At 49.4% G+C, this 21,096-nt stretch carries 23 protein-coding genes; 8 read left to right on the plus strand and 15 right to left on the minus strand.

Annotation, left to right across the window (positions count from 1 at the left end; all coding sequences use genetic code 11):
* The first annotated feature begins 58 nt into the window (after positions 1-58).
* A complete protein-coding gene (yhaJ, locus tag HGD79_RS18990; RefSeq protein ID WP_001041010.1) occupies positions 59-955 on the plus strand; it encodes a DNA-binding transcriptional regulator YhaJ in 897 nt (298 codons plus the stop codon).
* 50 nt (positions 956-1,005) lie between these two features.
* Here yhaJ and HGD79_RS18995 read toward each other — a convergent pair whose 3' ends face one another.
* The 12 genes from HGD79_RS18995 to exuR all read right to left on the minus strand — a co-directional run bounded on the left by HGD79_RS18995 (position 1,006) and on the right by exuR (position 7,620).
* Positions 1,006-1,362, minus strand: coding sequence for a DUF805 domain-containing protein (locus HGD79_RS18995; protein ID WP_001198780.1), 357 nt, complete (start codon positions 1,360-1,362; stop codon positions 1,006-1,008).
* A gap of 241 nt (positions 1,363-1,603) precedes the next feature.
* Positions 1,604-1,969 carry a DUF805 domain-containing protein gene (locus HGD79_RS19000; RefSeq protein ID WP_000384145.1) on the minus strand — a complete coding sequence of 122 codons (366 nt, stop codon included), beginning with the start codon at positions 1,967-1,969 and terminating at the stop codon, positions 1,604-1,606.
* 292 nt (positions 1,970-2,261) lie between these two features.
* Positions 2,262-3,248, minus strand: a complete 987-nt coding sequence (gene yqjG / locus HGD79_RS19005) for a glutathionyl-hydroquinone reductase YqjG (RefSeq protein ID WP_000531201.1) — start codon at positions 3,246-3,248, stop codon at positions 2,262-2,264.
* Positions 3,249-3,317: 69 nt separating this feature from the next.
* Complete coding sequence (locus HGD79_RS19010) at positions 3,318-3,710, minus strand: DoxX family protein (RefSeq protein WP_000732233.1); 393 nt, start codon at positions 3,708-3,710, stop codon at positions 3,318-3,320.
* Positions 3,711-3,895: 185 nt separating this feature from the next.
* Positions 3,896-4,195, minus strand: a complete 300-nt coding sequence (locus HGD79_RS19015; RefSeq protein WP_000096086.1) for a YqjK-like family protein — start codon at positions 4,193-4,195, stop codon at positions 3,896-3,898.
* Positions 4,185-4,589, minus strand: coding sequence for a phage holin family protein (locus tag HGD79_RS19020; RefSeq protein WP_000785722.1), 405 nt, complete (start codon positions 4,587-4,589; stop codon positions 4,185-4,187). The genes HGD79_RS19015 and HGD79_RS19020 overlap by 11 nt, the downstream gene beginning before the upstream one ends.
* A gap of 2 nt (positions 4,590-4,591) precedes the next feature.
* The gene (locus HGD79_RS19025) at positions 4,592-4,897 is read right to left on the minus strand and encodes a YqjD family protein (RefSeq protein ID WP_000031415.1); all 306 of its coding nucleotides are present in this window, start codon (positions 4,895-4,897) and stop codon (positions 4,592-4,594) included.
* Between the two features lie 37 nt (positions 4,898-4,934).
* The gene (gene yqjC / locus HGD79_RS19030; protein ID WP_001297156.1) at positions 4,935-5,303 is read right to left on the minus strand and encodes a DUF1090 family protein YqjC; all 369 of its coding nucleotides are present in this window, start codon (positions 5,301-5,303) and stop codon (positions 4,935-4,937) included.
* Positions 5,304-5,449: 146 nt separating this feature from the next.
* The gene (mzrA, locus tag HGD79_RS19035; RefSeq protein ID WP_001166768.1) at positions 5,450-5,833 is read right to left on the minus strand and encodes an EnvZ/OmpR regulon moderator MzrA; all 384 of its coding nucleotides are present in this window, start codon (positions 5,831-5,833) and stop codon (positions 5,450-5,452) included.
* 3 nt (positions 5,834-5,836) lie between these two features.
* On the minus strand, positions 5,837-6,499 hold the full coding sequence (gene yqjA / locus HGD79_RS19040; RefSeq protein WP_000422149.1) for a DedA family general envelope maintenance protein YqjA: 663 nt from the start codon (positions 6,497-6,499) through the stop codon (positions 5,837-5,839).
* Between the two features lie 21 nt (positions 6,500-6,520).
* Positions 6,521-6,604 (minus strand): protein YqiM, encoded by an 84-nt coding sequence (gene yqiM / locus HGD79_RS26730; protein WP_211180508.1) that lies wholly within the window; start codon positions 6,602-6,604, stop codon positions 6,521-6,523.
* A 239-nt stretch (positions 6,605-6,843) separates the two neighbouring features.
* Positions 6,844-7,620: a transcriptional regulator ExuR gene (exuR, locus tag HGD79_RS19045; RefSeq protein ID WP_000406488.1), complete on the minus strand. Its 777-nt coding sequence runs from the start codon at positions 7,618-7,620 to the stop codon at positions 6,844-6,846.
* A 295-nt stretch (positions 7,621-7,915) separates the two neighbouring features.
* Here exuR and HGD79_RS19050 point away from each other — a divergent pair, with 295 nt between their 5' ends.
* The 4 genes from HGD79_RS19050 to HGD79_RS19065 all read left to right on the plus strand — a co-directional run bounded on the left by HGD79_RS19050 (position 7,916) and on the right by HGD79_RS19065 (position 13,023).
* Positions 7,916-8,632, plus strand: a complete 717-nt coding sequence (locus HGD79_RS19050; protein ID WP_000225866.1) for a fimbria/pilus periplasmic chaperone — start codon at positions 7,916-7,918, stop codon at positions 8,630-8,632.
* A 29-nt stretch (positions 8,633-8,661) separates the two neighbouring features.
* Complete coding sequence (locus HGD79_RS19055) at positions 8,662-9,162, plus strand: CS1 type fimbrial major subunit (protein WP_000755097.1); 501 nt, start codon at positions 8,662-8,664, stop codon at positions 9,160-9,162.
* Between the two features lie 91 nt (positions 9,163-9,253).
* On the plus strand, positions 9,254-11,938 hold the full coding sequence (locus tag HGD79_RS19060) for a TcfC E-set like domain-containing protein (protein ID WP_000358670.1): 2,685 nt from the start codon (positions 9,254-9,256) through the stop codon (positions 11,936-11,938).
* Positions 11,935-13,023, plus strand: coding sequence for a CfaE/CblD family pilus tip adhesin (locus HGD79_RS19065; protein WP_001245988.1), 1,089 nt, complete (start codon positions 11,935-11,937; stop codon positions 13,021-13,023). The genes HGD79_RS19060 and HGD79_RS19065 overlap by 4 nt, the downstream gene beginning before the upstream one ends.
* Positions 13,024-13,110: 87 nt before the next feature.
* Here HGD79_RS19065 and exuT read toward each other — a convergent pair whose 3' ends face one another.
* Positions 13,111-14,409: a hexuronate transporter ExuT gene (gene exuT, locus HGD79_RS19070; RefSeq protein ID WP_001226463.1), complete on the minus strand. Its 1,299-nt coding sequence runs from the start codon at positions 14,407-14,409 to the stop codon at positions 13,111-13,113.
* A gap of 482 nt (positions 14,410-14,891) precedes the next feature.
* Between exuT and uxaC the strand changes: the two genes are divergently transcribed.
* The 3 genes from uxaC (at position 14,892) to HGD79_RS19085 (ending at position 18,440) form a co-directional block, all read left to right on the plus strand.
* The gene (uxaC, locus tag HGD79_RS19075; RefSeq protein ID WP_000187441.1) at positions 14,892-16,304 is read left to right on the plus strand and encodes a glucuronate isomerase; all 1,413 of its coding nucleotides are present in this window, start codon (positions 14,892-14,894) and stop codon (positions 16,302-16,304) included.
* Between the two features lie 14 nt (positions 16,305-16,318).
* Positions 16,319-17,806 carry an altronate dehydratase gene (uxaA, locus tag HGD79_RS19080; protein WP_001199377.1) on the plus strand — a complete coding sequence of 496 codons (1,488 nt, stop codon included), beginning with the start codon at positions 16,319-16,321 and terminating at the stop codon, positions 17,804-17,806.
* 82 nt (positions 17,807-17,888) lie between these two features.
* Positions 17,889-18,440, plus strand: a complete 552-nt coding sequence (locus HGD79_RS19085; RefSeq protein WP_000128137.1) for a YgjV family protein — start codon at positions 17,889-17,891, stop codon at positions 18,438-18,440.
* A gap of 4 nt (positions 18,441-18,444) precedes the next feature.
* Here HGD79_RS19085 and sstT read toward each other — a convergent pair whose 3' ends face one another.
* Positions 18,445-19,689: a serine/threonine transporter SstT gene (sstT, locus tag HGD79_RS19090; protein WP_168848473.1), complete on the minus strand. Its 1,245-nt coding sequence runs from the start codon at positions 19,687-19,689 to the stop codon at positions 18,445-18,447.
* 398 nt (positions 19,690-20,087) lie between these two features.
* Entirely contained in the window at positions 20,088-21,053 is a 966-nt protein-coding gene (alx, locus tag HGD79_RS19095) for a TerC family membrane protein Alx (protein WP_001098806.1), read from the minus strand.
* Positions 21,054-21,096: the final 43 nt, after the last annotated feature.

Genomic DNA, 21,096 nt, shown 5'->3' on the forward strand with positions numbered 1-21,096 from the left:
CTACATTGTTAGCCAGATATTCTGCCCGGTATGTTCAAATTTCCTGAATGAGAACGAAATGGCCAAAGAAAGGGCATTAACGCTGGAAGCACTACGGGTTATGGATGCGATCGATCGCCGGGGCAGTTTTGCGGCGGCGGCGGATGAGCTGGGACGCGTGCCTTCCGCACTTAGCTACACCATGCAAAAACTGGAAGAAGAGCTGGATGTGGTGCTGTTTGACCGCTCGGGCCATCGCACCAAATTCACCAATGTCGGGAGGATGTTGCTGGAGCGAGGGCGCGTTTTGCTGGAAGCCGCAGATAAACTGACTACCGATGCGGAAGCCCTCGCGCGCGGTTGGGAAACGCATCTCACCATTGTGACCGAGGCGCTGGTACCGACACCTGCCTTTTTCCCGTTAATCGACAAACTGGCGGCAAAAGCCAATACCCAACTGGCAATCATCACCGAAGTGCTGGCGGGGGCGTGGGAACGACTGGAGCAGGGGCGGGCGGATATTGTTATCGCGCCGGATATGCATTTTCGTTCCTCGTCGGAGATCAACTCGCGCAAGCTCTATACCTTAATGAACGTCTACGTTGCCGCGCCTGATCACCCGATTCATCAGGAGCCGGAACCGTTATCTGAAGTGACGCGCGTGAAATATCGTGGAATTGCGGTAGCGGATACCGCTCGTGAGCGCCCGGTGTTGACCGTACAGCTGCTGGACAAACAGCCGCGCTTAACGGTGAGCACGATTGAAGATAAACGTCAGGCATTACTGGCGGGGCTTGGCGTGGCGACGATGCCGTATCCGATGGTCGAAAAAGATATTGCGGAAGGGCGGTTGCGTGTCGTCAGCCCGGAATCGACCAGCGAGATCGATATTATTATGGCCTGGCGTCGTGACAGTATGGGGGAAGCGAAATCCTGGTGTCTGCGGGAAATTCCCAAACTTTTTAGCGGAAAATAATATTTGTTATTATTAATAAAAAGGGGCGAAATGTCGCCCCAATTCTAAGATTAATTTGAACCAAACTTAGGATCGTTTCCGTAACGATTGCTGCCAGAATTGCCTTCTAAACAGGCAAATACAAACAGAACTAACCAGCCAATGATCGGTACCAGATAGAGAAGCGCCCACGCACCTGAACGGTCAGTATCGTGCAGACGACGAACACACAGAGCAATGACCGGAATGATTGTTGCTGCCAGGTAAATGAGAGAAAGGAATGGAAACTCTAAACCTAAAATCAATTGAATGACATTGATAATAGCGCCGACGATGGCGTTAATCAGAGTAAACATCCAGTACTCTTTACGACGTGCGCGACCAGAGAAACCAACATAATTTTTTAATACGGCTAAATACCACTGCATAAAAACATCCCTTTAATTAAAAGTGACGAAAGTCTATTCCGGGTATTGTGTAAATGCTATTCGTATCTTTCTTTTTCGGATGTTATAAAGGTTTTGATATTTAAGATAAATACATGGTTGTTTTTTATAGGTAATTTATATAACGACATTGAAATATTTTAAATAAACATTAGTAAATTATTCATTCATCAACATGATGATAAAAGCCGGATGAGTCAGACATCCGGCGAGCAGATTTGTTTTAAGGTTCCAGTTTCGGATCTGGTCCAAAGCGGTTTTCGCCTGGCGTACCCGCCTGGCAGTTAAAGACGATGATAATAAGCCAGCCGATAAACGGGATTAAGAACAACAGTGCCCACCACGCCGAGCGGTCGGTGTCGTGCAGGCGGCGGAACTGAACTGCCCACCACGGTAAAAACACCAGAATACCGTAGATTGTCGTCAGGATGCCTTCGCCACCAGCGCGTTGCCAGCCTAACATTTTATCCAGCAGCCCCAGCACGAACGTAAAGATGATGTTGACCAGAATAAACATCCAGTACTCTTTGCGCCGCGCACGACCCCGGAAACCGACATAATTTTTTAGTACTTTCAGATACCAGTCCATTTTTGCCTCAATTTTGCTCAATCACTTGTTTTTAAAGCAGCAAATTAAGAATAGACGTGAATGAAATGGCAGTAAATATTCGTTCAAGGAATTAATAAAGTGCTGTGAAGGCGCGCTAAGACTGATGACAAGCGCAAAATCGCCAGATGCGCTACGCTTATCTGGCCTGCGCGGTCATTGCAACATATTGAATATAAATGTTTTGTAGGTTTGATAAGGCGTTCACGCCGCATCCGACATGAACAACATGCACTTAGCTAATTATCAGAGGCACCTCGTAAGGTGCCTTTTTTTAACCGAAGCGAACATCTCGTCCATGCGGTTCATCGAGATCCTGCCATGGACCAATTGAAATAATCCCCGTAGGGTTGATGGTCTTATGGCTGCGGAAGTAATGATTACGGATGTGATCGAAATTGACTGTTTCGGCAATTCCCGGCATCTGGTAGATATCACGCAGGAAGCCATACAGATTAAGGTAATCGCTGATGCGGTGCTTATCACACTTGAAGTGGGTCACATACACTGGATCAAAACGGACCAGCGTGGTCCACAGGCGAATATCGGCTTCGGTTAGCTGGTTGCCGGTCAGGTAACGATGCTGGCCTAAAATCTGCTCCAGTCGCGCCAGCGATTCAAACACTTTCGCCACCGCCTCGTCGTAGGCTTGCTGGCTGGTGGCAAAACCAGCTTTATACACGCCGTTGTTAACGGTGTCATAAATCCAGCCGTTAAGTTCGTCAATTTTCGTTTGCAGGGCTGGTGGGTAGTAATCACCCGCTTTCGCGCCCAGCGCATCAAACGCGGTATTAAACATGCGGATGATTTCTGCTGATTCGTTGCTGACGATGGTGTGGTTCTTTTTGTCCCACAGCACGGGAACAGTAACTCGTCCGCTGTAGTGTGGATCGGCGTGGAGATAAAGCTGATACAGAAATTCATGTTGATAGAGCGTATCTCCGGTTGCTCCCGGAAAACTGTCATCAAAGGTCCAGCCGTTTTCCAGCATCAGCGGGTTCACTACGGAAACGGAAATAAACGGTTCCAGTCCTTTGAGTTTGCGCATGATCAGCGTGCGGTGCGCCCACGGGCAGGCGAGTGAAACATAGAGATGATAACGATCTTTCTCTGCGATAAAACCGCCTGTGCCAGTGGGGCCAGGTGCGCCATCGGCAGTGAGCCAGTTACGAAATGCGGAAGCTGAACGTTGAAATTTACCGCCGGTAGATTTGGTATCGTACCAGGTGTCATGCCAGACGCCGTCAATCAGTTGACCCATTTTTCTCTCCTCCAATAGCAAAAACGAGGAGCTTCCTCCTCGTTTTTTATCGTTAAGTATAGCGCGTGCTTACCACTTTTTATTCAGCAGGCGGTCGATGCTATACGCGCCCGGACCGGTAATTGCCAGCAGCAGGAATCCGCCAGAAATTGTCAGGTTTTTCATGAACATCAGCGAGTTGACGCCTTCAGCAAAGTTGCTGTGAAATAAAAATGCCGTCAGCAGCGTAAAGCCCGCAGTAAACAGGGCTGTGGTGCGAGTCAGGAAACCGAACAGGATTGCCAGACCACCACCGAACTCAAGCAGAATCACCAGCGGCAGCATAAAACCCGGGACACCCATTGCTTCCATATATTGTTGGGTACCAGAGTAAGCGGTGATTTTTCCCCAGCCTGCGGTAATAAACAGAATCGGCATTAAAATGCGCGCTACCAGTACACCAACATCTTCTAATTTTTTCATCATACTCTCCACTGCGCCACTCAGGCTGCTGATTGTTTTTTTGTGCAAGGGCGCGGTATTAGCGTCGTTGCTGTCGATGGAGAGAATCATAAACGTGGTGAATGATGATTGTTAGCAAGGAAAACTGTCAAAAATCTTCAAAAAATTTGAGGGATAAGGCCGGAATTGCTCCGGCCAGAGGGAAGTTAACCGCGAAGCTGTTGCTGCTTGAGGGTCGTTTTTACCAGACGCCAGGCGCTCCATACGCCAAAACCGCGTCTGGCCCAGCGGACCAGCATATTAGGATGGCGAATCGTCCAGATCGCCATCACGCTACTGCCAACCAGCGCCCAGGAGCGCAGACTTAGCAGCATATTCCAGCGACGATCGTAAGCGCCTGTTGCCTCCAGCCATTCACGACGACTGGCGGAAAGATCCAGCCGTTGTTGCTGGATCTGGCTAAGCAGTTGCGCCTTACGTCGTTCACGTTCGACTTTACTGCTCACGGGACTCCTCCTCGAGCAGTTGCCGATCGTTTGCCAGCTCATGGCGTGTATGGCGCAGCAAGGTGGATTTACGCGATTTACGTAACGTCCAGATACCGCCAATCAGTGCCAGTAGCAGCAACACCACGGTGGTGGCAATCATCGCATTCAGGCGATATTGCGGATCAACCGCCCAAATAATTAGCACCATCAGGCTCATAAGACCAAATGCAGCGAAAAGCATCGTCAGGCCCAGCATCAGTAAAAGTTGAAAGAGATTAGCTTTTTCCTCTTCCAGCTCCACCACCGCCAGCCGCAGACGTGTTTCCACCATTTCAACCATGATGGAAACAATTCGCTGCCCGATGCCCAGAACGCTTTTACCGGGCCCTTGCGCGTGATGAGTGTCCGCCATAATTAACGACGCGACAGCAGAACGCCGAGCACTACACCGATTGCAGCGCCAATTCCCACGCCGGTCCACGGATTTTCACGCACATACTCATCAGCACGCGCCGCCGCGACACGGGTTTGTTTGGCGATGGCATCACCGGTTTCACCCAGGCGATAACGGCTCTGTTTCAGTGCCTGCTCCGCTTTGCTACGAATCTTACTCAACTCTTCTTTCGACTTCTCGCCAGATGAGCTAAGCACCTCTTCCAGCGTATCGGAAAGGGATTTCAACTCAGCACGCAGATGTTCCGTAGTGTGTTCTTTCGACATAGTTTTCTCCAGGTGAGTAAGTAGTGACTATTGTGAGTTAGTAGTCGCGCGCTTCCAGCTTTTTCAGCTCTTCCTGCGCTTCTGCCAGTTTCCGTTCGCGTTTGGCAATCTTATCGGCATCGCCTTTTTGCTTCGCCTCGGCTAAATCTTGCTGGCGTTCCGCCACCTCATCTTTCTGCTTTGCGATTTTCTTGTGATGATCGGCACGCAGCTGGCTATCTGAACAGTTGGCCCGGACTTCACTCAGGGCTTTATTCAGACCGTCAATACGATTCTGGTTTTGGTGTTTTTCGGCATAGCTGATCTCCTTAAGGATATTTTGCTCCTTTTCCTGACACAGGGTAGTGGCATAACTACCGGCACTAAGAGCAAAGAGAGAAACAGCTAAAGCGATGCGGTATTTCATTCTTGAACCTTCCATTGTGATTCGGACCTATTACAAAGGAACGATTGTCCAGACAACGAAGCGGTAGTGTTAACCACCGCCTCATTAATCATAGACAGTTACGGTGAAATCACCAAAGTGAGTGATATGTTTCGGATAACAGGAAGTTATCCGAAGCGATGAGAGTTATCCCGTAACCGGGTCAGCCACTGCATAGCCTGACTGTTATTGTCCTGCTGCGCAATGATGTAGCCATGGGGCAATGTTCTGTCGAGGACCGCTTTTGCGGCGGCGCTCTGGTCGCTGGAGTCAAATGTAATTAACAGAGTGTCGTTTTTGGGGGTGATACTTTTGAAAGGAATGCCATGAGCGTCAAGGTGATGCCAGATCGAAAAACCGTCTGGCATCGTTGTGCCTTGATGAACGGCACGAATCGCCAGCGTAGACTCTTGCTGGCGAACCGCGGACCAGGCCAGCAACAGCGTGCCGACCAGAAGTAAAACAGTGCCGGACCAGGCTAGCTGGCGAAGCGACATGCGAGGTATTTGCATCCCTTACCCCCGATTTCCATATTTCTTTTTCCATAACACGACCAGAGAACCTGCCAGGCCAAACACCAGCAGCACCACCGGGAGCAGCATCAGGCATGACATCAGCTGGTCCTCGTACTTTAAAAATACCGGCGTTTTGCCGAGCATGTAACCCAGAGTTGTCAGGATCAATACCCACAGCAGACCGCTCATCCAGTTGAAAAACTGAAAGCGCGCGTTATTCAGCCCTGATAACCCGGCAATCGTCGGCAGCAGTGTTCTGACAAACGCAATAAAGCGACCAATTAACAGCGCCGATAAACCGTGTTTATGAAAAAGATGGTGTGCGCGTTGATGATAATGCGCGGGTAAATGAGATAGCCAGTTTTGTACGGTGCGGGTATTGCCCAGCCATCGCCCCTGAATATAGCTGACCCAGCAGCCGAGGCTGGCGGCAACGGTCAGCAGCAGAATCGTTTGCGGGTAACCCATCGCGCCTTTCGCAATCAACACGCCGACCAATACCAGTAAACTGTCGCCCGGTAAAAAGGCCGCTGGAAGCAAGCCGTTTTCAAGGAACAAAATTACAAACAAGACAAAATACAACATGCCAATCATCGATGGATTGGCCAGGGTTTCAAAATCCTGCGCCCACAGGGCTTGCAGCAATTGGGTCAAAAGTTCCATTCATTATTCCTGGTGAATCGGTTAACGCCACGCTGGTTTTAAAAGATGCACTACCGCAATGTTATTGCTGTTTTGGTATGTTCTGCGGGTTTGATACATCAACACAGCCTGAACTATTCCCTGTTAAATCGTGAGATAAGAAAGCATTCAAAAACATAAATTCAAATTGAATCTAATTGTAACAAAGGTCAACGTTGTTCGTTATCAAAATTACATGTCCGTGGAGTCTGATTTTGCTGAATGCAGGGGAGGGTGGCGAGAGGATTTACACAGGCTGACACTTTATACTTTTCGCTTACCGACGAGACAAACAGGCGCGTCGCAGCGCCTGTCGGACAGGAGTTTCATTTACTGCCACTGGTGGCCGTATCGAGATGCACTACCGGGTTTTCGGCGAACAGATAGCGGTCGGCATTGAACTCGAAGTCGTCGCTGGTTTCGTTGAATAACATGATCTTGGTGTTTTCCAGGTGCTGCCACATTGCCAGCTTAGCAGCATGAGGATCTTTGCGAATCAGCGCCTTGAGGATTTGATCGTGGTCATCACACCAGTTATCGACGGTACGGGAATCAATGTGTTCGTGCAGTTTTTTCCAGTACGGGTTATGGCTACGTTGGGTCCACATTTTTTCAACGATGGCCGCCAGGGCGGAGTTCTGCGTCGCCAGGGCTACCTGAATGTGGAACTGTAAATCCCACTCGGAATCACGGAAGCATTGTTCGCCGCGCGCCTGTTCCTGAATGGCCATCAGTTTCATGATGTCTTGTTTCGTTACCTGAGTTGCCGCGAACTCGGCAATATTACTTTCGATGAGCTGGCGAGCCTGAAGCAACTCAAACGGACCGTAATTGGCGAATTCCATATTATTGTCAGCCGCCTGCTGATGGCGCGGCTGGTTGGAAACCACATGAATACCTGAACCTTTACGCACTTCGACATAGCCTTCAACTTCCAGCATGATGATGGCTTCACGAACTACCGTACGGCTGACGTTCTTTTCATCGGCAATAAAGCGTTCTGCAGGCAGTTTATCACCTACCAGATAGACGCCCTGTTCGATGCGCTCTTTCAGGTCAGCGGCAAGTTGTTGATACAAACGGCGTGGTTCAGTGATTTCCATATGCGTCTCCCGGAGTGGAATGCGGACGAAGTTATCATACCACTTTATTCATGGGTATGCCATTGGTCATATATAAATTTGGTGATTGAATTAATGTATTGAATTAATATTGTGAATATTTATAAATTCCTAAAAAATAAGTATCGTCATTGTGAAAGCTACTAAATTTCAGTAAGTTAATTCCCAGCCTTTAAATTTAATATTAACTAAAAATGCTTTTTTATATTGACTTACAATAAATCTACATCTCTAATACACCAACTTTTTGGAAACAATATTGTAAGATCAAATTTATATGGTGGCGAAAATTAATCTCTTATCACGGCTTACGCCGCTTTTATTCGTGTTCGCTCCTTTTTTGGCACAGTCAAATATGACTGTTTATCCTATGGCTGTTTCCATTAATAGTCAGGGTGAAGGCAACGTTCGCGTAATATCTAAAAGTAATGAAGTTCAGTACATCAAGGCGACAGTATTCCGTATCGATAATCCATCGACGCCTCAGGAAAATGAAGTTGAGATTAAATCCGGTGATGCAAATCATCTGGTTGTTATGCCACCTAAATTCGCTTTACCAGCCGGTAGTAGCAAAACCGTACGTTTTGTTGCGATGGAACCAGAGCAAAAAGAGAAAAATTATCGCGTTAAATTTGAAGCGGTTCCCAGTATTGATGACGTTGCCACAGATAAAAAAGATCTCTCTATGCAGTTAACAGTTAACTTAATTTGGGGGATTGTTGTTAGTGTTCCACCTCAGCAACCTATTGCTAAGTTAGAAGTAAATGCTGCCCAAAAATTAGTTAATGCAGGGAATCAACGCTTAAAGATTTTAACGATCGCTTATTGTAAAAATAATAGCAAAGAAAATTGTAAGATACAGACCGTAAATAAAAACATCTTCCCTGGTCAGGAAAGAAATCTTGAAAGCATATCTGGCTACGACAAAATCGTTGTCAAATATAATAACTGGATCACCAAAGATAATGGCGAGTTTGAACTGGCGGTCCATTAATTATCATTGTAATAAACGAAGGAATAGTAATGAAAAAGGTATTTGCAAAATCTCTTCTGGTCGCAGCGATGTTTTCTGTTGCAGGCTCCGCATTGGCAGTACAAAAGGATATTACTGTAACGGCCAACGTTGATGCCGCTCTGGATATGACACAGACCGATAACACCGCGTTGCCGAAAGCAGTAGAAATGCAATATCTGCCGGGGCAGGGTCTGCAATCTTACCAGTTGATGACCAAAATCTGGTCTAACGACGTTACCAAAGATGTAAAAATGCAGTTAGTTTCCCCGGCGCAACTGGTTCAAAGCCTGGATGCTAGCAAGATTGTTCCGCTGACAGTAACCTGGGGCGGTGAAGAAATTAAAGCTGATGCGGCAACCACTTTTACCGCAACCAAAATCTTTGCTTCCGATGCGTTAACTAACGGTTCTCTGGCTAAAAACCTGATGTTTGCTCAAACCACCAAAGGTGTTCTGGAGACAGGCATCTACCGTGGTGTAGTAAGCATTTATCTGTCTCAGGATATCTAATCCAGATAACAGAATTAACACGTAACAAAGGGAGGGGTAGCCCTCCCTTATTTTAACTGTTTTAGTATTTGTTATGGATTTCAGGATTGCCATGGATAAAAAATTACTGGCTCTTTTGATCCTGGCGAGTCTCAGCCCGGCAGAGGCGACATTAACCAAAATTCCCGCAGGGTTTGAGGTTATTGCTCAGGGACAGCAGGAGTATATCGAGGTTTATTTTTCAGGGAAAAGTCTCGGTAAATATTATGCAATGGTTAATCTTGATACCGTAACATTTCTTGATCCAGCAAGTCTATATAACAAGCTGGAACTGGATGTAGACGATCAGAAAATCGCGCATATAGTGAAAGAAAAATTATCGCAGCCGCTAGCTCGCCACGGTGAATTGGCTTGCGGTTATGTACGTACTGACTCAGGGTGTGGTTTTCTGAATACCGATACGCTGGAAATAATCTATAATGATGAAGAAAGTTCGGCAACGTTGTTTATTAATCCGCAATGGAATTCAGCTTTCGATGCGAAGTCATTATATTTAAATCCAGACAAAAATACTGTTAATGCTTTTATACATCAGCAAGACATCAATGTTCTGGCACAGGATGATTACCAATCGTTGTCTATTCAGGGAAACGGTGCGCTGGGAATAACAGAAAATAGTTATATTGGTGCACACTGGAATTTCAACGGTTATGATGCAGATGATGTCAGTGACAGTAATGCTGACGTCAGCGATCTCTATTATCGTTATGATTTTTTACGTCGTTATTATGTGCAGGCGGGTCGCATGGACAACCGCACACTATTTAATGCACAAGGCGGGAACTTTACCTTTAACTTTCTGCCACTCGGTGCAATTGATGGGATGCGTATCGGGTCGACACTGAGCTATTTAAACCAGGCGCAAAGCCAGCAAGGAACCCCAGTAATGGTTCTGCTTTCGCGCAATTCTCGTGTTGACGCTTATCGTAATGAGCAACTTTTGGGATCGTTTTATCTCAATAGTGGTTCGCAATTTATTGATACCAGTTCCTTTCCGCCAGGCAGCTACAGCGTGGCATTAAAAGTCTACGAAAATAACCAACTCACCCGCACCGAGCTTGTGCCGTTTACCAAAACCGGCGGTCTGACTGACGGAAATGCGCAATGGTTCTTACAGGCAGGTAAAACTACATCACAGGTTTCTGATGATGAAAGTTCAGCTTATCAGCTAGGAGTACGCCTGCCATTACATCCGCAATATGAGCTCTACGCAGGGCTGGCGAATGCCGATGATGTGAGTGCTTTCGAGTTAGGTAATAACTGGACGGCAGATTTAGGCGGGGTGGGGAATCTTGCAATCAGCGCCAGCGTGTTCCGTAACGATGACGGCGGCAAAGGTGATATGCAACAGGCCAACTGGAGTAATCCGGGATGGCCGACGTTGGGCTTTTATCGGACCAACTCTGACGGCGATGCTTGTACAACCGACAGCAGAGAGAGCTATAACGCCTTAAGCTGTTATGAAAGTATTTCCGCGACGGTTTCACAGAATTTTGTCGGCTGGAATATGATGCTGGGTTATACCCGCACACAAAATAACACTGATGATAGTTTGCGTTGGGATAAACAGCAGAGCTTTGAAAATAACTATCTTCGCCAGACAACAGCGCAAAGTATCTCTGAAACTGTACAACTTAGCGCTTCCCGCGCTTTTGTGATGCGTGACTGGATTTTGAGTACGTCAGTCGGTGTTTTCCATCGTAATGACAACGGTGGCGATAACGACGACAACGGCTTGTACTTATCGTTTTCGTTATCTGACACGCCAACGATGGATAGCAATAACAACAGCCATTCAACAAATGTGTCTACGGATTATCGTTATAGCGAACAGGATGGCGATCAAACGTCATGGCAGTTATCGCATACCTTTTATAACGATTCATTCAGCCATAAAGAACTTGGCGTAACCGTCGGAGGCCTGAACACCGATACCATAAACAGCGCGGTTAACGGGCGTTGGGATGGGCAATACGGAAATGTCTACGCTACCGTATCTGATAGTTATGACCGTAAGAATCATGATCATCTTTCGGCCTTTACGGGCACTTATAGCTCTACGCTGGCTGTCAGTCGCTATGGCGTTAATTTGGGAGCCAGTGGTACAGACGATTTGCTGGGTGCGGTACTGGTGGATGTGAAAGGCTTCTCTGAACAGGATGAAGATAGTCAGGATCTGCAACTCGAAGCGCGGGTGGCAGGCAGCCGAACTTTGCAGCTTGGTCAAAGTGACAGTGTGTTGTTCCCTTATCCTGGATTTCAGTCTGGTTTTGTTGAGGTTAACGACAGTAGCCAGGGCAATCAGCAGGGGACAACAAACATCATTAACGGTGCAGGGAATCGTGAATTAATGTTGTTGCCTGGCAAGCTGCGCTATCGCGAAGTGTCTGCCAGCTTTAACTACAACTATATCGGTCGTTTATTACTGCCGGCAGCGGTGAAAAAATTCCCGATTGTGGGGCTGAACAGCGCCATGTTACTGGTAGCTGAAGATGGCGGATTTACACTTGAAATTAACGGCAGCGAAAAAGAGCTCTATCTGCTTTCCGGGCAGCAATTCCTTAAGTGTCCACTGAGTGTTGTAAAGAAACGCGCCAGCATTCGTTACAGCGGAGATGTTACTTGTAGTGTGGTGACTTATTCACAATTACCGGAGTCGATTCAGGTTCAGGCACAGTTGAAACAGCCTAAATTACGTGGAAACGTTCAGACGGCGCAAAGGGAGGTTGCACCATGAGAAATCGATTGATTGCGGCGATATTGGGCTTGTTTGGCACGCTCACTGGCGTTCAGGCAGCTCCTGACGTGACAAGTGAAATTACGTATGATTTGGCATCTGGTAGAGCGGATTATTACTTCTGGAAGGATGAAGCGTCGGCAGGAAATAATGGATATATGTGGTATGAATGTTCGTATCCTGACCTCCAACAAACCTGTACAGCTAATGGAAATATATCGACAGTACAAATCTATTTAACTGAACAACGCAGTGGGATGCGTTGGCCGGTAAAACTCAAAGGATTTAAAACAGCCATTGTAAGTAGCGATGAAGCGCCGCCAGGATGCAAGGGGGGCAAAGGGCTTCAGACGAATCTTAAGGATTCTAATAGATCTTCATGTACAGAAGATGGTCAACATTATTATATATACGATACAAAGTTTCTTACGCTCTACCTTGAGCAGACAGAGATGAAGAATTTGCCGATTGGTGGCGTCTGGAAGGGGAAAGTTAAATTACATTCGAACAGCCCGGCCCAGGACTATTTCGCAAATATTACCCTGAATACGCTCGACCCCAACCATATTGACGTGTTCTTCCCGGAGTTCGCCCACGCCACGCCAAGGGTGCAGTTAGACTTGCATCCAACAGGAAGCGTTAACGGCAGCAACTACGCGCAAGATCTGACCATGTTGGACATGTGCCTGTACGATGGTTTTAACGGTAATGCCATCAGTTATGAAATCATGCTCAAAGATGAAGGGCGACCAGCTGCAGGGCGCAGAGACGGTTACTTCTCTATCTATCGTCAGGGAGGGACCACCACCGACGAGGGAGAACGCATTGATTACCGGGTCAAAATGTACAACCCGGAAACCGGTGGGCAAATTGATGTGCGCAATAATGAAAATATGGTCTGGAACAGCATTAACCTGAAACGTGTGCGTCCGGTGGTACTGCCCGGTATTCGCTATGCCGTGATGTGTGTGCCGACACCCTTGACTCTGGCAGTCGATAAATTCAGCGTGATGGATAAACAGGCCGGGTACTACATGGGCAAATTGTCAGTAATCTTTACGCCTTCCTTGCCAACCATCAATTAACCCTGCAAACCGGACAAACGCTTTTTTCTATATAAACGACGAAGCCGTCTGATAAGGCGGCTTCGTCATTACAACTTAAGTTAAACGTTAATGTTGCGGTGCGGGATCGTTATGTGTTTCCTGCGCCACCTCAATCGCCGGTTTGTTCTGCAACACGGTCCAGATAACCAGCGCACCTAACAGGTCAAATACTGCCAGAACTGCGAACAGCGGGCTGAAGCCGATGGTGTCAGCCAGTGCACCGACAACCAGCGCAAACAGCGTACTTGCCAGCCATGCGGACATCCCGGTTAAACCGTTCGCCGTCGCCACTTCGTTACGACCGAACACGTCAGAAGAGAGCGTAATCAGCGCGCCAGACAGTGCCTGGTGGGCAAAACCACCGATACACAGCAGCATAATTGCGACATACGGGTTGGTGAACAGACCGATCATACCCGGGCCAATCATCAGCACAGCACCCAGCGTTACGACCATCTTACGGGAAACGATCAGGTTCACACCAAACCAACGCTGGAACAGCGGCGGCAGGTAACCACCGAGGATACAACCGAGGTCAGCAAACAGCATCGGCATCCAGGCGAACATCGCGATCTCTTTCAGGTTAAAGCCGTAAACTTTAAACATGAACAGCGGGATCCACGCGTTAAAAGTACCCCAGGCCGGTTCTGCCAGGAAACGCGGCAGCGCGATACCCCAGAACTGACGGTTACGCAGGATCTGACCAACGGACATTTTCTTCGCCGTGCTCACCTGGTGCTGGGCTTCCTGACCATTAATAATATAGTCGCGTTCTTCATCGGTCAGATGCTTCTGGTCGCGTGGATGTTTATAGAAAATCAGCCATGCCATCGCCCAGATAAAGCTCAATGCACCGGAGATGATAAATGCCATCTGCCAGCTGTGCATTACGATTGCCCATACCACCAGCGGCGGCGCAATCATCGCACCAATCGAAGAACCTACGTTAAAGTAACCTACCGCGATGGAACGCTCTTTCGCCGGGAACCATTCGGAGCTGGCTTTCAGACCCGCCGGGATCATCGCTGCTTCCGCGGCACCGACTGCACCACGAGCAATCGCCAGGCCACCCCAGCTACCAGCCAGCGCGGTTGCACCACAGAACACGGCCCACAGCACAGCAAACATTGCATAACCGATTTTCGTACCCAGCACATCCAGTACATAGCCCGCTACCGGTTGCATGACCGTATAAGCAGCAGAATAGGCTGCGATGATATAGGAATACTGTTGGGTGGAGATGTTTAACTCTTCCATCAGAGTTGGCGCAGCTGCCGCCACAGTGTTACGCGTCAGGTAACCAAGCACGGTGCCAAGCGTCACCAGTGCGATCATATACCAACGTAACCCTTTAATTTTACGCATGTAAAACCTCATCGTTTTGTTATATCCGCAGGAAGCGCGGCCATCATCCCGCCAGAGGCTGAAGATGTTAGTTACGACCGGGTAACCGAAAAAAAACCGGCACGCCCCGAACGTTGCCATGAAAGTTTCGTGCTAATTCGGCTTCCGTACCGGTTAACCCGATTCATCTAACAAATGAATGAATCGGCAATTTGCATTCCGTCGACTTATGATTTGCGACGGCAGAAAGATAACTTGTCATACAACTTTAAAAGGTGAGAGCCATCACAAATGTGCGAATATTTGTAGGGACATTACCTGACGACAGCGAGGCCAGTACTGGCGCGGCCTGCAGAGAGATTTACCACTTTGAGAGTAATTTTTTTAACTACGTTTATTGATCTAACTCACGAAAATATCTTCGGACTCTGGAAATTGGTGTGATAACTTTGTCAGCATCGCACCATAAGCAAGCTAGCTCACTCGTTGAGAGGAAGACGAAAATGACTCCGTTTATGACTGAAGATTTCCTGTTAGATACCGAATTTGCCCGCCGTCTGTATCACGACTACGCAAAAGACCAGCCGATTTTCGATTACCATTGCCATTTGCCGCCGCAGCAGATTGCGGAAGACTATCGTTTTAAAAACCTGTATGACATCTGGCTGAAAGGCGATCACTACAAATGGCGCGCTATGCGTACCAACGGTGTGGCCGAGCGTCTGTGTACCGGTGATGCGTCTGACCGTGAAAAATTTGACGCCTGGGCGGCGACTGTTCCGCACACTATCGGCAACCCGTTATACCACTGGACGCACCTCGAACTGCGTCGTCCGTTTGGTATCACTGGCAAATTGCTTTCTCCGTCAACTGCCGATGAAATCTGGAACGAATGTAACGAACTGCTGGCGCAGGATAACTTCTCCGCGCGCGGCATCATGCAGCAGATGAACGTGAAAATGGTCGGCACCACCGATGACCCGATCGATTCTCTGGAGCATCACGCAGAGATCGCCAAAGACGGCTCTTTCACCATCAAAGTGCTGCCGAGCTGGCGTCCGGACAAAGCCTTCAACATCGAACAGGCGACCTTTAACGACTACATGGCGAAGCTGGGCGAAGTTTCCGATACCGACATTCGCCGCTTTGCTGACCTGCAAACTGCCTTGACCAAACGTCTGGATCACTTCGCCGCTCACGGCTGTAAAGTGTCTGACCATGCGCTGGACGTGGTGATGTTTGCTGAAGCGAACGAAGCGGAACTGGACAGCATTCTGGCGCGCCGTCTGGCTGGCGAACCCCTGAGCGAGCACGAAGTGGCACAGTTCAAAACTGCGGTACTGGTGTTCCTTGGTGCCGAATATGCACGTCGCGGCTGGGTACAGCAGTACCACATTGGCGCGCTGCGTAATAACAACCTGCGTCAGTTCAAACTGCTGGGGCCGGATGTAGGCTTTGACTCCATCAACGACCGTCCGATGGCGGAAGAGTTGTCTAAGCTGCTGAGCAAGCAGAACGAAGAAAACCTGCTGCCGAAAACCATTCTCTACTGCCTGAACCCGCGCGATAACGAAGTGCTGGGCACCATGATCGGTAACTTCCAGGGCGAAGGTATGCCGGGCAAAATGCAGTTCGGTTCCGGCTGGTGGTTTAACGATCAGAAAGACGGTATGGAACGTCAGATGACCCAACTGGCGCAGCTCGGTCTGCTGAGCCGCTTTGTCGGTATGCTGACTGACAGCCGTAGCTTCCTGTCATACACCCGTCACGAATACTTCCGCCGCATTCTGTGCCAGATGATCGGTCGCTGGGTGGAAGCGGGCGAAGCACCGGCGGACATCAACCTGCTGGGCGAGATGGTGAAAAATATTTGCTTTAACAATGCGCGTGACTACTTCGCCATTGAACTGAACTAAGGTCTGGGGTTGATATGCAATACATCAAGATCCATGCGCTGGATAACGTCGCGGTCGCTTTAGCAGATTTGGCTGAAGGCACAGAAGTCAGTGTCGATAACCAGACTGTTACGCTGCGCCAGGATGTTGCTCGTGGACATAAATTTGCGTTAACGGATATCGCAAAAGGGGCCAACGTCATCAAATATGGCCTGCCGATTGGTTATGCATTGGCGGATATTGCGGCGGGGGAACACGTCCACGCCCACAATACGCGCACGAATCTGAGCGATCTGGATCAGTATCGCTATCAACCTGATTTTCAGGATCTGCCTGCGCAAGCGGCAGATCGTGAAGTGCAGATCTATCGTCGCGCTAACGGCGATGTCGGGGTGCGTAATGAGCTGTGGATCCTGCCAACCGTGGGCTGTGTCAACGGCATCGCGCGGCAAATCCAGAACCGTTTCCTGAAAGAGACCAACAACGCCGAAGGTACCGACGGCGTGTTCCTCTTCAGCCACACCTACGGCTGCTCACAACTGGGCGACGATCACATCAACACCCGCACCATGCTGCAAAACATGGTGCGCCACCCGAACGCGGGCGCAGTGCTGGTGATTGGTCTGGGCTGTGAAAACAACCAGGTTGCCGCATTCCGTGAAACGTTGGGCGATATCGATCCTGAACGCGTTCATTTCATGATCTGCCAACAGCAGGATGATGAGATCGAAGCCGGGATCGAGCATTTGCATCAGCTGTATAACGTGATGCGCAACGATAAACGCGAGCCAGGCAAACTCAGCGAACTGAAGTTTGGTCTGGAGTGCGGTGGTTCTGACGGTCTTTCTGGTATTACTGCTAACCCGATGCTGGGGCGTTTCTCTGACTACGTGATTGCTAACGGCGGTACTACCGTACTGACCGAAGTGCCGGAGATGTTTGGCGCAGAGCAGTTGCTGATGGACCATTGCCGCGACGAAGCAACGTTTGAAAAACTGGTCACCATGGTCAACGACTTCAAACAGTACTTTATTGCCCATGACCAGCCGATCTATGAAAACCCATCGCCGGGGAACAAAGCGGGCGGTATCACCACGCTGGAAGATAAATCCCTTGGCTGTACCCAGAAAGCGGGTTCCAGCGTCGTGGTTGACGTGCTGCGTTACGGCGAGCGTCTGAAAACGCCGGGGCTGAACTTGTTAAGTGCGCCGGGTAACGATGCCGTAGCGACCAGCGCCCTGGCGGGTGCGGGCTGCCATATGGTGCTGTTCAGTACTGGTCGTGGCACGCCATACGGCGGCTTTGTACCGACGGTGAAAATCGCTACCAACAGTGAACTGGCGGCGAAGAAAAAACACTGGATCGACTTTGACGCGGGTCAGCTGATCCACGGTAAAGCGATGCCGCAGTTGCTGGAAGAATTTATCGACACCATCGTTGTGTTTGCCAACGGTAAACAAACCTGCAACGAGCGTAACGACTTCCGCGAACTGGCGATCTTCAAAAGCGGCGTAACGCTATAAAGTCGAAATGAGTTGTTAATAAAAAACGGCGTTTCATAATGTGAAGCGCCGTTTGCTTTTCCATACCTGATAAGGATTTATCATGACCGCGTATTGGCTGGCCCAGGGCGTGGGTGTCATCGCCTTTCTGATTGGTATCACAACATTTTTCAATCGTGACGAACGTCGCTTCAAAAAGCAGCTTTCGGTCTATAGCGCCGTTATTGGCGTACATTTTTTTCTTCTGGGCACCTATCCCGCTGGTGCCAGTGCCATCCTTAATGCCATTCGTACATTGATTACCTTACGCACGCGCAGCTTATGGGTAATGGCGATTTTTATTGTGCTGACTGGCGGAATTGGCCTCGCGAAGTTCCATCATCCTGTCGAACTATTGCCGGTTATCGGTACGATTGTCAGTACCTGGGCGCTGTTCCGCTGTAAAGGGCTCACCATGCGCTGCGTGATGTGGTTTTCAACGTGTTGCTGGGTGATTCACAACTTCTGGGCGGGGTCGATAGGCGGCACAATGATTGAGGGTAGTTTTCTGCTTATGAATGGCTTGAATATCATTCGTTTCTGGCGGATGCAGAAAAGGGGAATTGATCCGTTTAAAGTAGAGAAAACCCCTCCCGCCGTAGACGAAAGGGGTTAAACAATTAATTACGCAGGGCGCTATTTGCCAGACGATCGTCTTCCGCCTGGCAAGCTGCCGCAGTGAACAGCACGTCAGTTGAAGAGTTCAGCGCGGTTTCGCAAGAGTCCTGCAATACGCCGATGATAAAGCCGACGGCAACCACCTGCATGGCGATATCGTTCGAAATACCGAACATATTACAGGCCAGCGGGATCAGCAGCAGAGAACCCCCCGCCACGCCGGATGCGCCACAGGCACACAGAGAAGCCACCACGCTCAACAGCAGCGCCGTGGGCAGATCGACCGGGATACCCAGCGTATTAACCGCAGCCAGCGTCAACACGGTAATGGTGATTGCTACGCCAGCCATATTGATGGTGGCACCCAGCGGAATAGAAACGGAATAGGTATCGCGATCCAGATTCAGCTTTTCACACAGTGCCATATTCACCGGAATGTTCGCCGCAGAGCTGCGGGTGAAGAAGGCATACACGCCGCTTTCGCGCAGGCACAGCAGCACCAGCGGGAACGGGTTACGACGAATTTTCCACCACACCAGCAATGGGTTAACCACCAGCGCCACCAGTAACATACAGCCAACCAGCACGACCAGCAGTTGCGCGTAGCCCCACAGTGTGGAGAAACCGGTGGTTGCCAGGGTAGAAGAAACCAGACCAAAAATACCAATCGGTGCGAAGCGAATGACCAGTTTCACCATAAAGGTGACGGCATTCGACATATCGTTGACCAGGTTTTTGGTGGTCTCGTTACCGTGACGCAGTGCGAAACCGAGGCCAATTGCCCACACCAGGATCCCGATGTAGTTACCTTTCAGCAGCGCGTCGATGGGGTTGGAAACCATGCTCATTACCAGCCCGCGCATCACTTCGACAATGCCTGACGGCGGCGAAATATCACCCGCGCTACTGGATAAATGCAGGGTAGAAGGGAAGGCAAAGCTGAAGACTACTGCGGCCAGAGCAGCAGAGAAGGTACCCAGCAGATAGAGGAACAAAATAGGGCGGATATTGGTTTTCTGCCCGTGCTGGTGGTTAGCAATAGATGCCATCACCAGCATCAACACCAGGATGGGGGCAACGGCTTTCAGTGCGCCGACGAACAAAGTACCTAACAGACCAACAGCTTCCGCCGCGGGTTTTGAGATCCATGCCAGAAGAATCCCCAGAACAAGGCCGACCAGGATTTGTTTTACCAGGCTGCCATGAGCCAGACGCCGGAATAGCCCCGGTGAACGTTGCGTAGTCATTTTTCGATCCTTTCATTGTGTTGTCGCACATCCCTGGTGCGTTCTGTCGACGCATCTTTCAGGATGTAACAAAGTGTTTGCAAGGTCGAGTATAAGGAAAGTTACAGCTTCGGGAAGCGAAAAATGCTGGATTTTAAAGAGAGGTCATATTTTGCAACTTAATGGTTACATTTATTTGACATAAAAATAAAGCCAACGTGCGGCTTCCAGACTGATGACAACATCAAAAAAGGACTCGGTCAGTCCCCTCGCCCCGTTTGGGGAGAGGGTTAGGGTGAGGGGAACAGGCCAGCATCGGTGCGAAAAATTACCCTCACCCCGACCCTCTCCCTGGAAGGGAGAGGGAGAAAACGGTGCTCATGTTAATGACAGGGTACACGGCTTAGGCAGATTAAAAATTATCCACCCCGCTGCTTATCATGCCGATAATTCACCCAGGCGTTGATAATAAACGTCATCACCAGAATGCCAAACACCACGCCCAGCGAGACGGCGATTGGAATATGGTAGAAGTCGACAATCAGCATCTTGATACCGATAAACACCAGAATCACCGCCAGGCCATATTTGAGCATCGAGAAACGCTCTGCTACGCCCGCCAGCAGGAAATACATCGCACGCAGGCCGAGGATCGCAAACAGGTTTGAGGTCAGCACAATGAACGGGTCAGTGGTCACGGCGAAGATAGCCGGAATGCTATCCACGGCGAAAATCACGTCGCTCAATTCCACCAGAATCAGTACCAGCATCAGCGGTGTGGCGTACAGCAATCCATTCTTACGCACAAAGAAATGCTCGTTGTCGATGGTGTCGGTCATGCGCAAATGACCGCGTAGCCAGCGCACCAGCGGCTTGTCGCCAATGCCTGATTCATCTTCATGGGCGAGCGCCATCTTCACGCCGGTAAACAGCAGGAAGGCACCGAAGATATACAGGATCCAGTCGAACTGCGAAATTAGCCAGCTGCCAGTGAAGATCATGATGGTACGCAGAACAATCGCCCCGAGCACGCCATACACCAGCACGCGGCGTTGTAATGCCGCCGGAACAGAGAAATAGCTGAACAACATCAGCCAGACAAAGACGTTATCGACCGCCAGCGATTTCTCAATCAGATAACCTGTGAGAAAGGCCAGTGCCTGTGGATCGGCAACGGCGCGACCTTCGGTTTGCACCAGATACCACCAGAAAGCGGCGTTAAACAGTAACGACAGCGTCACCCAGACCAGCGACCAGGCCGCAGCCTGTTTCATGGTCATGGCATGTGCCCCACGACGCCCCTGCAACAACAGGTCGATAGCCAGCATAATGGCGACAACAACAGCGAATCCGCCCCATAGCAACGGCGTGCCGACAGTATTCATAGAAGTTCCTTACACATAAAAAAACGGCCAACGTCGGAAGACG

Origin of the sequence: Escherichia sp. SCLE84 (assembly GCF_012584495.1) — a bacterium.
Lineage (GTDB): Bacteria > Pseudomonadota > Gammaproteobacteria > Enterobacterales > Enterobacteriaceae > ECMA0423.

What these genes read in the sequence shown, in the direction of transcription:
- HGD79_RS19065 (WP_001245988.1), top strand. Translation starts at nt 11,935, where the DNA reads ATGAGAAATCGATTGATTGCGGCGATATTGGGCTTGTTTGGCACGCTC.
- HGD79_RS19000 (WP_000384145.1), bottom strand. Translation starts at nt 1,969, where the DNA reads ATGGACTGGTATCTGAAAGTACTAAAAAATTATGTCGGTTTCCGGGGT.
- exuT (WP_001226463.1), bottom strand. Translation starts at nt 14,409, where the DNA reads ATGCGTAAAATTAAAGGGTTACGTTGGTATATGATCGCACTGGTGACG.
- yqjC (WP_001297156.1), bottom strand. Translation starts at nt 5,303, where the DNA reads ATGAAATACCGCATCGCTTTAGCTGTTTCTCTCTTTGCTCTTAGTGCC.
- yhaJ (WP_001041010.1), top strand. Translation starts at nt 59, where the DNA reads ATGGCCAAAGAAAGGGCATTAACGCTGGAAGCACTACGGGTTATGGAT.
- HGD79_RS19025 (WP_000031415.1), bottom strand. Translation starts at nt 4,897, where the DNA reads ATGTCGAAAGAACACACTACGGAACATCTGCGTGCTGAGTTGAAATCC.
- HGD79_RS19055 (WP_000755097.1), top strand. Translation starts at nt 8,662, where the DNA reads ATGAAAAAGGTATTTGCAAAATCTCTTCTGGTCGCAGCGATGTTTTCT.
- HGD79_RS19060 (WP_000358670.1), top strand. Translation starts at nt 9,254, where the DNA reads ATGGATAAAAAATTACTGGCTCTTTTGATCCTGGCGAGTCTCAGCCCG.
- sstT (WP_168848473.1), bottom strand. Translation starts at nt 19,689, where the DNA reads ATGACTACGCAACGTTCACCGGGGCTATTCCGGCGTCTGGCTCATGGC.
- HGD79_RS19020 (WP_000785722.1), bottom strand. Translation starts at nt 4,589, where the DNA reads ATGGCGGACACTCATCACGCGCAAGGGCCCGGTAAAAGCGTTCTGGGC.
- alx (WP_001098806.1), bottom strand. Translation starts at nt 21,053, where the DNA reads ATGAATACTGTCGGCACGCCGTTGCTATGGGGCGGATTCGCTGTTGTT.
- exuR (WP_000406488.1), bottom strand. Translation starts at nt 7,620, where the DNA reads ATGGAAATCACTGAACCACGCCGTTTGTATCAACAACTTGCCGCTGAC.
- HGD79_RS18995 (WP_001198780.1), bottom strand. Translation starts at nt 1,362, where the DNA reads ATGCAGTGGTATTTAGCCGTATTAAAAAATTATGTTGGTTTCTCTGGT.
- HGD79_RS19085 (WP_000128137.1), top strand. Translation starts at nt 17,889, where the DNA reads ATGACCGCGTATTGGCTGGCCCAGGGCGTGGGTGTCATCGCCTTTCTG.
- mzrA (WP_001166768.1), bottom strand. Translation starts at nt 5,833, where the DNA reads ATGCAAATACCTCGCATGTCGCTTCGCCAGCTAGCCTGGTCCGGCACT.
- yqjA (WP_000422149.1), bottom strand. Translation starts at nt 6,499, where the DNA reads ATGGAACTTTTGACCCAATTGCTGCAAGCCCTGTGGGCGCAGGATTTT.
- uxaC (WP_000187441.1), top strand. Translation starts at nt 14,892, where the DNA reads ATGACTCCGTTTATGACTGAAGATTTCCTGTTAGATACCGAATTTGCC.
- HGD79_RS19050 (WP_000225866.1), top strand. Translation starts at nt 7,916, where the DNA reads ATGGTGGCGAAAATTAATCTCTTATCACGGCTTACGCCGCTTTTATTC.
- HGD79_RS19010 (WP_000732233.1), bottom strand. Translation starts at nt 3,710, where the DNA reads ATGAAAAAATTAGAAGATGTTGGTGTACTGGTAGCGCGCATTTTAATG.
- uxaA (WP_001199377.1), top strand. Translation starts at nt 16,319, where the DNA reads ATGCAATACATCAAGATCCATGCGCTGGATAACGTCGCGGTCGCTTTA.
- yqjG (WP_000531201.1), bottom strand. Translation starts at nt 3,248, where the DNA reads ATGGGTCAACTGATTGACGGCGTCTGGCATGACACCTGGTACGATACC.